A 12530-nucleotide genomic window follows, 5' to 3' on the forward strand; every position below is an offset into this window, starting at 1 on the left:
GACTCACCTGTCCTTCGGATCGAGCGCGTCGCGCAGCCCGTCGCCGACAAAGTTGATGCAGTAAAGCGTGATGGAGAGCAGCGCCGCCGGGAACAGCAAGATCCACGGCGCAGATTCCATGACGCCGACGCCGTCCTGAATCAGCACGCCCCAGCTCGTCATCGGTTCCTGCACGCCGAGCCCGAGAAACGACAACACTGACTCCGTGAGAATCACGCCCGGCACGGTGACGGTCGTATAGATGGCGACGATGCCCAGCAGATTCGGCACGACATGCCGCACGATGATGCGCCGCGTCGGCACGCCGATGGCGCGCGCCGCTTCGACGTACTCCTTCGAGCGGATCGCGAGCGTCTGGCCGCGCACCACGCGCGCCATGTCCATCCACGAGAACACGGTGATGGTCAGCACGACGAGATAGAACTCGCGGCCGAGCAGCGTCACCATCAGAATCGCGATGAGCAGGTATGGAATGGCGTACATCATGTCGACGAAGCGCATCATTGCGTTGTCGACGCGGCCGCCGATGAACCCCGCCACCGCGCCCCATACGATGCCGAGCGTGACCGACGTGAGCGTGGCGAGCGCGCCGATCATGAGCGAGACGCGGCCGCCGATCAAACAGCGCACGAAGAGATCGCGGCCGGTTTCGTCGGTGCCGAACAGATGCCAGTGTGCGAACGTGGGTGGCACGCTCATCGCGTTCCAGTCGGCGGAATCGAACTGATTCGGCAACAGCCACGGACCAGCGATGCACGCAAGCGTGATGATCGCGAGCAGCGCGAGACTCACGACCGCCGCCTTGTTACGCAGGAAGCGCACGCGGGCGTCCTGCCACGGACTGCGGCCCGCGACCGCTTGTTCGAGCGTGGCGCTCAGAGATGCTGATTTCATCGCGCGCCCTCTCAGTAGCGGATCTTCGGATCGAGCCACGCGTAAGCGAGATCGACCAGCAAGTTGAGCAGCACGGCCACGACCGTGACGAGCACGACGAGGCCGAGCACCAGCGTGTAATCGCGATTGGCCGCGCCATTCACGATCAGCTTGCCGATGCCCGGCAGCGAGAACACGGACTCCGTGACGACCGCCGCCGTGATCGACTGGATCGCGAGCGGGCCGATCACCGAGACGACCGGAATCAGCGTCGGCTTCAGCGCATGACGCAGCACGATGGTGTGCATCGCCAGGCCCTTCGCGCGCGCGGTGCGGATATACGGCGTGTTCATCACTTCGATGAGACTGGCACGCGTGACGCGCCCGACCGTCGCGACGTTGATCATCACCAGCAGCGCGACGGGCAGCGCCATGTAGCGCGGGTCGAAGTCGTTCCAGCCGCCCGCCGGAAGCCACTTCAGCGCGATGGCGAACACGAGGATCAGCACCGGCCCGATCACGAACGACGGGAACGCGTTGCCCGCATTGCTGACGAGCATCAGCGCGTAATCGGCGATGCTGTTGCGGCGCAGCGCCGCCGCGACGCCGAGCAGCACGCCGATAACGATCGCCAGCGCCATCGACACCCCGCCGATGGCGAGCGACACCGGCAGCGCGCGCAGCACGAGCTCGTTGACGCTCCAGTCGGCGTACCGGAACGACGCGCCGAGATCGCCATGCAAGAGGCCGTCGAGATAGAGCAGGTATTGCTTCCACAACGGCTCGCCGAGGTGATACTTGGCCTGCAGATTGGCGAGCACTTCGGCGGACACCTTGCGCTCGCCGTCGAACGGGCCGCCCGGCGTAGCGTGCAGAAGCAGATAGCAGACCGTGACGACGATCAGCAATGTCGGCAGCGTGAGCAACACGCGCCGCAGCGTATAGGACCACATGCGAACGGCTCCTGTGCGTCAGTGCTTGACGATGTAGAGATCCTTGCTGCCGTAATGATCCATCGGGTTTTTCAGCGAATAGCCGCCCACGTAGCTCTTGACGAGGCGCGGCAGGCCATATTGCAGCAGCGGCAGCATCGGGTAGTCGTCCATCACGAGCTTCGCGGCTTCGGTCAGCAGTTGCTTGCGCTTCGCTTGATCGGTCGTTTCGCTTGCCTGAGCGATCAGCGCGTCGGCCTTCGGATTGCAGTTGAAGTTGTCGTTTTGCGTCGACTTGCACTGCACGAGTTGCAGGAAGGTCGTTGCGTCGTTGTAGTCGGCCACCCAGCCGTTGCGCGCGATCTGATAGTCGCCGTCATGGCGCTTCTTGAGCAGCACCTTGAATTCCATCGATTCGATGTCGGTGGCGAGGCCCAGCTTCGTCTTCCATTCGGATGCCGCGAAGATCGCCATCTTCTTGTTGTAGTCGCTCGTATTCATCGCGAAACGCAGCTTCGTGCCCGGCTTCACGCCCGCCTGCTCCAGCAGCTTCTTCGCTTCCGCGACGCGCTTGTCCATCGGCCACGACGCCCACTCGTAGTTCGACACGTCCGCGCCGCTCACGCCCTTCGGCATCAGGCCGTACATCGGCGTCTGGCCGTCGGCGGTCACGCGCTGCGCGAGCAGATCGCGGTCGATGACCATCGACAGCGCCTTGCGCACGCGCACGTCCTTCAGCAGCGGATCGCGGTTGTTGAAGCTGTAATAGCGCGTGCCGAGAATCAGCGAATTGCGCGTGTCATTCGTAAACTGCTGGCGATACTTCGCATAGGTGCCGGTAGGCATCTGATACGTCATGTCGTTGTCGCCCGACTGGAAAAGCTTGACGTCGGTGTTCTCGTCCTCGACCGGCAGATACGTCACCTGCGTCAGTTGCACGTGGTCCTTGTCCCAGTAGTTCGGGTTCTTCGCCAGCACGAGCTTGCTGTTGACCTGCCAGTCCTTCAACTGGAACGGACCGTTGCTGACGAGATTGCCCGGCTTCGTCCAGTCGCGGCCGTATTTCTCGATCGTCGCGCGATGCACCGGCCCGAGATTGGGGTTCGACATCAGTTCCGGCAGGAACGGCACCGGGCCGGCGGTCCTGACTTCGAGCGTGAGCGCGTCGATGGCGCGCACGCCGAGGGCGCTCGCCGGCTTCTTGCCCGCGACGATATCCGCGCCGTTCAGCAGGAACGGCCCGAACACGTTGCCGTAGGGCGACGCCATTTTCGGATCGATGAAACGCTGGCAGCCGTACACGAAGTCGCTCGCCGTCACGTTCTGGCCGTTCGACCAGCGCGCGTTCTTGCGCAGGTGGAAGATCCACGTCGTCGGGTCTTTCTGCTCCCATTTCTCCGCGACGCCCGGCTCCACGGCCCCGTCGCCATTCGTGACCGTCAGGCCCTCAAAGAGATCGCGCCCGAGATTCGCCGCGCCGACGGATTCGACGAGCGCCGGATCGAGCGTCTCGACTTCCGAGCCGTTGTTGCGCACGAGTTCCTGCTTCGCGGCAAGCGCGACGCCCTGCGGCACGATGGCGGCCACGGCCGGCAGCGACAGCGCGCCCACTGCGAGCGTCATGCTGGCGGCGGCCAGCGCCGTGCGTTTGAAGGGCGTGAGAGCGGCGAATGACTTCATCGGGTTCCTCCTGATTGTCTCGTTCTATTACTTGTTGTGGATGCTTCGCGTGTCGCCTGACTTATCGCACGCAGGCGAAACGGACGACAGCCGACTGTTAGGCTGCCTAACGACCTATGCCTGCGAATGGCCGTTCGGAAGCTATCGTGGCGGCTTCAAAGCGTCTCGCGGCTGGGCGCGAGTATTTCGCATGAACAAGGCGGATGCCACCTACCCGAGCCGAAACATGACCAAATTTTTCGAATATTCGCCCGGTCAGGCGATAACGATGGCTGACTTCGCGCAGAAGGCCGGCGCACGGGGTCATGCGCCGGCTAAATTCAGTCGATGACGACGCGTCACGCCCCGTTGCCGAACAGCCGCTCGGCGCGCGCGCGCAGTTCCTCGGGCGATACGTCTTCCTTGTGCGTTGCAATCCACCACATGTGGCCGAACGGATCGCGCAGCTTGCCGCCACGGTCGCCATAGAACTGGTCTTCGACCACACGAATGATGGTCGCGCCTTCATCGAGTGCGCGCTGCACGACGGCATCGACGTCATCGACGTACAGATGCAGCATCACCGGCGTGCCGCCGACAGCGAGCGGCCCTTTCACGCCCATCTCGGGATATTCGTCGCTCAGATAGAAAGGACTGCCGCCGATCAGCAATTCCGCGTGCCCGATGCGTCCGCCCGGGTCCTGCATGCTGAACACTTCGGTGGCGCCGAACGCCTTCTTGTAAAAGTCGATGGCCGCGACGCCGCCCGCTACCGCGATATACGGAATGACGCCGTGACGTCCTTCGGGGATGGGATCGACTTGTGCATTCATGTGTGCCTCCAATTCGGCAAGGGTTGAGCGTGCGGACAGAGCTGCGTCGCGCCGCTGCCGTCATGTTGCCGCTTTTGACGGGGCGCGGCAAAGTGCCGGTTTGCCTCATACTGCGGGTTCGCAGCACCCATTTACATCCTTCAACACGGAGCACACATGCACGATCTGAAAGGTAAATCGGTTCTCATCACCGGCGCGAGCACGGGCATCGGCGCGGCCGCGGCACGCGCGTTCGGGCAGTACGGCGCGAATGTCGCGGTGCACTACAACAGCTCGAAGGACAAGGCCGAGGAAGTCGCGAAGGACGTGCGCGCGCTCGGTGTCTCGGCGATCACGGTCGGCGCGGACGTGCGCGATTCGAAAGCCATCGACGCGGCCGTCGCGGCCACCGTCGAGGCTTTCGGCAAGATCGACGTGCTTATCAACAACGCGGGCAGCCTCGTGAAGCGCGAGCCGATCGCGTCCGTCACCGACGAGCTTTTCGACGAGATCATGCACATCAACGCGCGTTCGGTCGTGGCGTTCACGCGCGCCGCGCTGCCGTCGCTGCGCGAGGGCGGCGGCGGCTCGATCATCAACGTGACGTCTGTTGCGGCGCGCAACGGCGGCGGGCCGGGCGCGCTGCTCTACGCCGCATCGAAGGGTTTCGTCAGCACGATCACGAAGGGCATGGCGAAGGAACTCGTCGCGGACCGCATCCGCGTGAACGCCGTTGCACCGGGCGTCATCGAGACGCCGTTTCACGAGCGCTTTACCACGCCGGAGCAACTGGAGGCGTTCCGCAAAGTCATTCCGATGGGTTTCGTCGGCGAGCCGGACGATTGCAGCGGCGCGTTTCTCTATCTCGCGTCGGAGGCGATGTCGCGTTACGTGACAGGCCAGATCATCGACGTGAACGGTGGGCAATTGATGCCGTGATCGTGGTATAAGCGCTAACCCATTGTCGAGGAAGGAGAACGCAGGAGATGCCGTTGAATCAGCAACATCGCTTTCGATCCCTCGCGCTGACGGCCATGGCCGCCGCCGCGCTCAGCGTGGCCGGCTTCGTCGAAAGCACGCCCGCTCATGCCAAGGCGCCGCAGGCGCAGCCCCAGGTACTGACCGCCTCGGCGGTCGCCGTCGCCGACAAATACGCCGCCGACACCGCCGCGCAGATCTTCAAGCAAGGCGGCAACGCCGTCGATGCCGCCGTGGCTATCGCGTTCTCGCTGGCGGTCACGTATCCGGAAGCAGGCAACATCGGCGGGGGCGGATTCATGACGCTGTATGTGGACCATCGCCCGTACTTCCTCGACTATCGCGAACGCGCGCCGATGAGCGCGACGCGCAACATGTATCTCGACGACAAGGGCGAAGTCATCAAGGGCATGAGCCTTTACGGGCATCGTGCAGTAGGCGTGCCGGGCACCGTCGACGGCATGTGGGAAGCGCAGAAACGCTTCGGCAAGCTCAAGTGGAAGCAGGTGCTCGCGCCGGCGATCAAATACGCGGCGGATGGCTTCGTCGTCGACGATCAGCTTATCGAGCGGCGCGACCGCGCATCGAAGGAATTTGCCGGCAAGACGAATTTCGATCTCTACTTCGGCAGCATGAAGTCGGGCCAGGTCTTCAAGCAGCCCGACCTCGCGGACACGTTGCAGCGCATTGCCGACAAGGGCTCGAAGGGCTTCTATGAAGGAAAGACCGCCGAACTGATCGCCACGTCGATGACCGGTCACGGCCTCATCACCGCACGCGATCTGAAGGAATACAAGGCCGTCTGGCGGCAACCGGTCGTGGCGAGCTGGAACGGCTATCGCGTGATCACCGCGCCGCCGCCGAGTTCGGGCGGCATCGGCCTCGTGCAGTTGCTGAAGATGAAAGCGGACCTGAAGGACAAGTTCGAAGGCGTGCCGCTCGACTCCGCGCAGTACATCCATCTCGTCGCGGAGATCGAAAAGCGCGTGTTCGCCGACCGTGCGCAATATCTCGGCGATCCGGACTTCTACAAGGTGCCGGTCGCTCAGCTGACCGACGACGACTACATCCTCAAGCGCGCGCAGGAAGTCAACCCGGAAGCGCCGTCGGACACGAAGAGCGTCCAGCCGGGGCTCGGCACGTCGATGCCGGAGAAGGCCGAGACGACGCACTTTTCGGTCGTCGACAAGTGGGGCAACGCCGTGTCGAACACGTACACGATCAACGGCTACTTCGGTTCGGGCGTGGTCGCGGAAGGCACGGGCGTCGTGCTGAACGACGAGATGGACGACTTCTCCGCGAAGCCGGGCGTCGCGAACATGTTCGGCGTGGTGGGCAGCGATGCGAACGCCATCGCGCCGCGCAAACGCCCGCTCTCGTCGATGACGCCAACAATCCTCACCAAGGACGACAAGGTCGCGATGGTGATCGGCACGCCGGGCGGCTCGCGCATCTTCACGTCGATCTTCCAGGTGCTGTCGAACGTCTACGACTTCAAGATGCCGCTCGCCGATGCCGTGGGCGCCACGCGCTTTCACCATCAACTGCTGCCGCCGAACACGATTTACCAGGAGCCTTATCATCAGCTCGACGCGGAAGTCGTGAAGGAACTGGAAGCGAAGGGCTATACGTTCTCGATGCAAGGCTTCAATGGCGATATCCAGGCCATTCGCATCGACGATACGACGCCCGAGCCGATGTCCGATCCGCGTGGACGCGGCGTATCGCAAGTCATCCCCTGAACCGCCTTGCCTGACTAGGCGTTTGCCCTAGTCCGGTGCTCGCTTCGATTGCACACACGTCCGCCCTGCGTGGCTTCTCAGAAATATAAGAATGCTCGCATGGGCGGAATGTTTTTCACGGGATTGGACCGCGTATCCCGTTCACCTAGTCTTTGCCTGACCGAGTGCAGCCTTTCCGGCGATGCATGCGGCCCACATCAAGAAAATCATACGAGACGACCCTGACGACGGACCCGCCGTGCGCGCACGGCTATCCGTTTCAGCGTGCTGATAAAGGAGCAGCTTATCATGTTGGAATCCCCCGCCCGGCAGCTTGGCGATATCTCTTCCGCTGAACAGACAGACGCGGTTCAGCCGGCGCACGACGGCTTTATCGACCGTTATTTCGGCATTTCGCAGTCCGGCAGCACGCAGAAGCGCGAAGTCGTCGCCGGCGTGACGACGTTCCTCGCGATGGTCTATTCCGTGTTCGTCGTGCCGGGCATGCTCGGCAAGGCGGGTTTCGATACGAGCGCCGTGTTCGTCGCCGTGTGCCTGACGACCGCGTTCGGCTCGCTGCTGATGGGCGTGTGGGCGCGCTTGCCGATCGCGATTGGCTGCGCGATCTCGCTGACCGCGTTCACGGCGTTCGGCCTCGTGCTCGGCAAGGGGCTGTCGCCCGCTGTCGCGCTGGGCGCGGTGTTCCTGATGGGCGTCGTCTTCACCGCGATCTCCGTGACCGGCGTCCGCTCGTGGATTCTTCGCAACCTGCCGACGGGCGTCGCGCACGGGACGGGCATCGGCATCGGCTTGTTCCTGCTGCTGATCGCATCGAACGATGTGGGGCTGATCGTGAAGAATCCCGCGCCCGGCATGCCGGTGTCGCTCGGCCACATCACGGCCTTTCCGGTGCTGATGTCCGTGCTCGGCCTCGCCGCGATCTTCGGTCTCGAGCGCCGGCGCGTGCCGGGCGGCATTCTGCTCGTGGTGGTCGGCTTGTCGGCCATCGGGCTGGCGTTCGACCCGTCGGTGCGCTTTCACGGCGTATTCGCGCTGCCCTCGCTGTCCGCGCCGGGGCATGCGTCGCTGATCGGCGCGATGGACATCAAGGGCGCGCTGTCGATGGCGGTCCTGCCGAGCGTCCTCGCGCTGGTGATGACCGCCGTGTTCGACGCCACCGGCACGATCCGCGCCGTCGCGGGCCAGGCGGGGCAGATCGACGGGAACGGGCGCATCGTGAACGGCGGCCGCGCGCTGACCGCGGATTCGCTCAGCTCGATTTTCTCGGCTTGCTTCGGCGGTGCGCCGGCGGCGGCGTATATCGAATCGTCGGTGGGCGTGGCGGCCGGCGCGAAGACGGGCCTCGCGGCCAGTGTCGTCGGCGCGCTGTTTCTCGCCGTGATGTTCCTCTCGCCGCTCGCGAGCCTCGTGCCGTCCTACGCGACGGCGCCCGCGCTGATGTACGTCGGGCTGCTGATGCTCGGCAACGTCGCCAAACTGCATATGGACGATACCGTCGACACGATGTCCGGGCTCGTGTGTGCGGTGTTCATCGTGCTGACGGCGAATATCGTCACCGGGATCATGCTCGGCTTTTGCACGCTGGTCATCGGGCGGCTCGTTGCGGGCGAATTCCGGAAGCTGAATGTGGGGACTGTGGCAATCGCGGTGGCGCTGGCAGTGTTTTATCTGGGCGGGTGGGCGATTTGACGGGTTCGCATCTGCACACGGCGCGCTTTTGAGAAAGCACGCCGTTTTGTGATCCTGGTGACTCGGCCTCAAGCCTCTCCGGACGAATAGCAAAGCTGTGCATATTCAATCGACATTCGAAAGCATTCGCCAAAACGACAAAGCCCCCGAAAGCATCAGCTTCCGGGGGCTTTGTCCAATACTGCTTGAAACTGCTAAACCGCCTGACCGGCGTGCAACGCAGCTTACTTGCGGCGATACGATTCAACGAGAATTTCGCAGTTTTGCAGGTGCAGTTGAAGCGCACGGTTCCACTCGCGAAGCACCGCAGCCTTGGCTGCGCGCACCCACGAACCGAACGAAACGACGACGGATTGTTGAGCGGTGGTTTTCATGAGCGTGTCTCAGGGTAAGTAGCTAGGGGATAACCCTAAGTATACGCTTTTCATGCTGCATTGCAACCAATTGTCAAAAAAGCTACAGCGTTTGCTGAAAACACACCGGTCAGTTTTGCCGCCGCTCACGGCACGAGCAAGTCTCCCTTACGCGCCGCCCCCTCGCCTGCAATCCGCGCGACCAGCATCCCTGCCGTGGCAAAACGCGTCCAGTGCCGCGCGTAAAGCACGCCGTCCGTCTGCGCGATGAGCGGCACGAGCCGGTCGTCGAACGGATCGAGGACTTCAGCGATGGTCTCGCCCGCGCGGACGCGGTCGCCCACGTCGCGGAGATGCAGAATCACGCCCGACGATGGCGATTCGACGTAATCGCACCCGGCAAGCGGCGTCGCGGGATGGCGCAACGGAGGCGGCTCGGGCGCATCGCCGGAGATGAAGCCCGCGTGCGTCAGGTAATCGACGATCGCCTGGGCGTCGCGGTTGGCCGTTTCGTGCGATACGTCGCGCACGCCGCGCAATTCGAGCGTAACGGGCGTGAGCCCCAGCGGAATCGGGAAGCGCCCGTCGAACGCGCCGCGCAGATAACGCCACGCCGACGCGCACGCTTCGTCGAACGGCTCGCCGCCCGAAACGTCCGCGAGCAGTTGCGCCTCGCTACCGAGATAGCGCGCGAGCGGCTCGATCGACGGCCACGCTTGCGGCGTCGTATAGAGATGCGGCACGGCTTCCCAGTCGCAATGCAGGTCGATGACGAGGTTCGCGTCGCAGGCAAGCCGCATCAGAGCGATGCGTTGCGATTCGAGTTCCGTCGTGCCTTCGTAACCCGCGAGATGATTCCGCAGCGCGGCGCGGATCAGGCTGGCGTTGTGCGCGGCGTCGGCGGTGAGACGGCCATCGAGCTGCATCGCGAGTGCGGGGCCGGGATTGGGGAAGCGGCGATTGAAGTCGTGACCGGAGCGCATGTCGAAGCGCCCCATGTGCGTGCCGAACCAATGCTGATTGAGACCCGCCGGATTCGCGACCGGCACGAGCACGATGCGCGCGTTCAGCCTGCCCGCCGCCTCGAGTTCCGCGAACCGCCGCTTGAGCAGCCACGCGACGACGATGCCCGGCAGTTCGTCCGCGTGCAGCGATGCCTGGATAGTGACCTTCGGCGCGGCGTCGTCGTCCGGTCCGAACCGATAGCTCGTGATCGCCCGCTCGGTGCCGAGCGACGCACCGACGAGCGGATGGCTGTGTACCTGCATCGGCGAAAATCCCCGTGAAACTCGCGTGAGAAACAAGAAAGGCACCGCAAGCGATGCCTTTCCGTGATTGCGTCGGTGCGCTTCGCAGCGATTACTGGATGGAGACGTCGGTCTCGAAGTACTTCGCCATGATGCGCTTGAACGTGCCGTTCTTCTTCAGCTCGCCGAAGGCATCGTTCAAGCCCTTCTGCAGGTCCGCGTCGCCCTTGCGCAGGCCGATGGCCGTGCCCGGACCAATGATCGCCTTGTCTTCGACGATCGGCCCGACGAGCGCGAACGGCTTTCCTTGCGGCTTCTTCAGAAAGCCGATGGCGGCTTGCGCGGCGTCGGTGAACATCGCGTCGATACGGCCCGCGACGAGGTCCGACTCCACCTGCTGCTGATCGCCATACGCGACGACCTGCACGCCCTGCGCTTCCCACTTCGCCTTCGCGTAGCGTTCCTGCACCGTGCCCTGCTCGACGCCGACGCGCTTGCCCTTCAGCGCCTGCGCCGTCGGCAGGATGCCGGAGCCGGCGCGTGCGACGAGTTGCGCGTGGGTATCGTAGAGCGGGACCGTGAAATCGATCTGCTTCAGACGCTCTTCGGTGATGCCCATGTCGGACAGCACGGCGTCGAACTTGCGAGCTTTCAGGCCGGGGATCATGCCGTCGAAATTGTTCTCGACCCACACGCACTTGACTTTCATCTGCGCGCACAGCGCATTGCCCAGGTCGATATCGAAACCGACCAGCTTGCCGTCCGCCTGCTTCGATTCGAACGGCGGATACGACGGATCGACGGCAAAGCGGATCTGCGTGATTTCCCTGGCATGCGCGGCGAACGACGTGGCGGCGACGGCGGCGAGCATCGCGCGCAGGGCGAACGATGCAGTCTTGCTAACGAACTTCTGTTGCGACATTCCGATCCTTCGATACTTGCTGTTAATGCAGGCGCGCCGAGCCGGCAGCGGGCGCGCAGTGGAGCCCCTGCGGGAAAACCCTGAAGTGTAACAAAACGGCACGCCGGCGAGCGCGCGTCAAAGCGCGTCAAGGGACCACGGAGAGGAACAGGAACGCCGCGAAAATCACCAGATGCACGACGCCCTGAAGCACCGTGGATCGCCCGGTGCCGAGCGTGATGACCGACACGAGCAGCGTGAGCGCGAGCAGCGTGATTTCCTTCGGCTCGAGGCCGAGCGAAATGGGCTGGCCGATGGCGATCGACACGACGGCAACCGTCGGTATCGTCAGGCCGATGCTCGCCAGCGCGGAGCCGAGCGCGAGATTCAGGCTCGTCTGGATGCGGTCGAGCCGAGCCGCCCGCACCGCCGCGAGTCCCTCGGGCAGCAGCACGAGCGCCGCAATCACGACGCCGACCACGGCCTCCGGCGCGCCCGCCGCCTCGACGGCCGCCTCGACCGCCGGGGACAGCAGCTTCGCCAGCCCGACGACCGCCACGAGCGAGACCACCAGCAAGGCGAGCGCGAACCACGCTTCGCCGCTCGTCGGCGGCGGCGCGTGCGGGGCCTCGTCCTCGTCGACGATGGTTTTCGCAGCGGCGGGCAGGAAGTAATCGCGATGCCGGATCGTCTGCACGAACACGTAGACCACGTACAGCACCAGCGAAATGACGCCCACGAAAACCAGTTGCGAAGTCGACAGCGCCGGACCCACTACCGTGCTCGTGAAGTTCGGCAGCACGAGCGTCAGCACCGACAACGCGCAGAGATTCGCGAGCGCCGCGCTTGCGCCCTGCAACTGAAAATCCTGCACGTGATGCCGCAGACCGCCGACGAGCAGACACATTCCGACGATTCCGCAGCAGCAAATCATGATCGCGGCGAACACGGTGTCGCGCGGCAGGGCGGCTTTCTCCGGGCCGCCGGAAAGCATCACCGAGACGATCAGCGCGACTTCGATCACCGTCACGGCGATTGCCAGCACCAGCGTGCCGAACGGCTCCCCGACGCGATGCGCGACCACTTCGGCGTGATGTACCGCTGCGAATACCGCGAGCGCGAGTGCAATCGCGGACAGGCCGGTCGCCAGCGCGTTATGGACAAACGCTGCGCCGGCGAGCACGACGATCGCGGCGATCGGCGCGAGAGTGGTCCAGTTGAGCTTGTTTTTCATCGGCGTTCCGGGGGAATCGGTGGAGGGGATGGTCGGTACACGACCCGGGGCGAGACGGTGAAACAATCCGACCCGCCCGCGCTGTGAGCGTGCGATGAAAGCGCTGCGGC

12 protein-coding genes are annotated in these 12530 nt (G+C 64.1%); 4 read left to right on the forward strand and 8 right to left on the reverse strand.

The window, feature by feature from the left end; all coding sequences use genetic code 11:
• Positions 1-3: 3 nt before the first annotated feature.
• The 3 genes from BG57_RS13870 to BG57_RS13880 are packed head-to-tail and all read right to left on the reverse strand — an operon-like array spanning position 4 to position 3485.
• Positions 4-894, reverse strand: a complete 891-nt coding sequence (locus BG57_RS13870) for an ABC transporter permease (protein WP_052005804.1) — start codon at positions 892-894, stop codon at positions 4-6.
• Between the two features lie 11 nt (positions 895-905).
• The gene (locus tag BG57_RS13875) at positions 906-1826 is read right to left on the reverse strand and encodes an ABC transporter permease subunit (RefSeq protein WP_035964229.1); all 921 of its coding nucleotides are present in this window, start codon (positions 1824-1826) and stop codon (positions 906-908) included.
• A gap of 18 nt (positions 1827-1844) precedes the next feature.
• Entirely contained in the window at positions 1845-3485 is a 1641-nt protein-coding gene (locus tag BG57_RS13880; RefSeq protein WP_035964230.1) for a peptide ABC transporter substrate-binding protein, read from the reverse strand.
• A gap of 190 nt (positions 3486-3675) precedes the next feature.
• On the opposite strand from BG57_RS13880, the gene BG57_RS33015 reads away from it, so the two are divergent.
• Positions 3676-3816 (forward strand): hypothetical protein, encoded by a 141-nt coding sequence (locus BG57_RS33015; RefSeq protein WP_160174729.1) that lies wholly within the window; start codon positions 3676-3678, stop codon positions 3814-3816.
• A gap of 7 nt (positions 3817-3823) precedes the next feature.
• On the opposite strand, the gene BG57_RS13885 is transcribed toward BG57_RS33015, so the two are convergent.
• The gene (locus tag BG57_RS13885) at positions 3824-4297 is read right to left on the reverse strand and encodes a VOC family protein (RefSeq protein WP_035964234.1); all 474 of its coding nucleotides are present in this window, start codon (positions 4295-4297) and stop codon (positions 3824-3826) included.
• A 156-nt stretch (positions 4298-4453) separates the two neighbouring features.
• Between BG57_RS13885 and BG57_RS13890 the strand changes: the two genes are divergently transcribed.
• From BG57_RS13890 to BG57_RS13900, 3 genes are all read left to right on the forward strand, one after another.
• Entirely contained in the window at positions 4454-5215 is a 762-nt protein-coding gene (locus BG57_RS13890) for an SDR family NAD(P)-dependent oxidoreductase (RefSeq protein WP_035964235.1), read from the forward strand.
• A 53-nt stretch (positions 5216-5268) separates the two neighbouring features.
• A complete protein-coding gene (gene ggt, locus BG57_RS13895; RefSeq protein ID WP_035964875.1) occupies positions 5269-6996 on the forward strand; it encodes a gamma-glutamyltransferase in 1728 nt (575 codons plus the stop codon).
• Positions 6997-7284: 288 nt separating this feature from the next.
• Complete coding sequence (locus tag BG57_RS13900) at positions 7285-8685, forward strand: NCS2 family permease (protein WP_035964246.1); 1401 nt, start codon at positions 7285-7287, stop codon at positions 8683-8685.
• 224 nt (positions 8686-8909) lie between these two features.
• Here the strand turns inward: BG57_RS13900 and BG57_RS33020 are convergent, their stop codons facing one another.
• The 4 genes from BG57_RS33020 to BG57_RS13915 form a co-directional block, all read right to left on the reverse strand.
• The gene (locus tag BG57_RS33020; RefSeq protein WP_160174730.1) at positions 8910-9059 is read right to left on the reverse strand and encodes a hypothetical protein; all 150 of its coding nucleotides are present in this window, start codon (positions 9057-9059) and stop codon (positions 8910-8912) included.
• 125 nt (positions 9060-9184) lie between these two features.
• Positions 9185-10306: a succinylglutamate desuccinylase/aspartoacylase family protein gene (locus BG57_RS13905; RefSeq protein WP_035964253.1), complete on the reverse strand. Its 1122-nt coding sequence runs from the start codon at positions 10304-10306 to the stop codon at positions 9185-9187.
• A 91-nt stretch (positions 10307-10397) separates the two neighbouring features.
• Positions 10398-11207, reverse strand: a complete 810-nt coding sequence (locus BG57_RS13910) for an ABC transporter substrate-binding protein (protein WP_035964261.1) — start codon at positions 11205-11207, stop codon at positions 10398-10400.
• Between the two features lie 127 nt (positions 11208-11334).
• Positions 11335-12420 carry a calcium:cation antiporter gene (locus BG57_RS13915; RefSeq protein ID WP_035964267.1) on the reverse strand — a complete coding sequence of 362 codons (1086 nt, stop codon included), beginning with the start codon at positions 12418-12420 and terminating at the stop codon, positions 11335-11337.
• Positions 12421-12530 lie beyond the last annotated feature (110 nt).

This window comes from Caballeronia grimmiae (genome assembly GCF_000698555.1).
In the GTDB taxonomy this organism is placed as follows: Bacteria; Pseudomonadota; Gammaproteobacteria; order Burkholderiales; family Burkholderiaceae; genus Caballeronia; species Caballeronia grimmiae.

Coding starts and splice junctions, on each gene's coding strand:
- BG57_RS13910 (WP_035964261.1), bottom strand. CDS start 11,207: ATGTCGCAACAGAAGTTCGTTAGCAAGACTGCATCGTTCGCCCTGCGC.
- BG57_RS13880 (WP_035964230.1), bottom strand. CDS start 3,485: ATGAAGTCATTCGCCGCTCTCACGCCCTTCAAACGCACGGCGCTGGCC.
- BG57_RS33015 (WP_160174729.1), top strand. CDS start 3,676: ATGAACAAGGCGGATGCCACCTACCCGAGCCGAAACATGACCAAATTT.
- BG57_RS13885 (WP_035964234.1), bottom strand. CDS start 4,297: ATGAATGCACAAGTCGATCCCATCCCCGAAGGACGTCACGGCGTCATT.
- BG57_RS33020 (WP_160174730.1), bottom strand. CDS start 9,059: ATGAAAACCACCGCTCAACAATCCGTCGTCGTTTCGTTCGGTTCGTGG.
- BG57_RS13915 (WP_035964267.1), bottom strand. CDS start 12,420: ATGAAAAACAAGCTCAACTGGACCACTCTCGCGCCGATCGCCGCGATC.
- BG57_RS13870 (WP_052005804.1), bottom strand. CDS start 894: ATGAAATCAGCATCTCTGAGCGCCACGCTCGAACAAGCGGTCGCGGGC.
- BG57_RS13900 (WP_035964246.1), top strand. CDS start 7,285: ATGTTGGAATCCCCCGCCCGGCAGCTTGGCGATATCTCTTCCGCTGAA.
- BG57_RS13875 (WP_035964229.1), bottom strand. CDS start 1,826: ATGTGGTCCTATACGCTGCGGCGCGTGTTGCTCACGCTGCCGACATTG.
- BG57_RS13905 (WP_035964253.1), bottom strand. CDS start 10,306: ATGCAGGTACACAGCCATCCGCTCGTCGGTGCGTCGCTCGGCACCGAG.
- BG57_RS13890 (WP_035964235.1), top strand. CDS start 4,454: ATGCACGATCTGAAAGGTAAATCGGTTCTCATCACCGGCGCGAGCACG.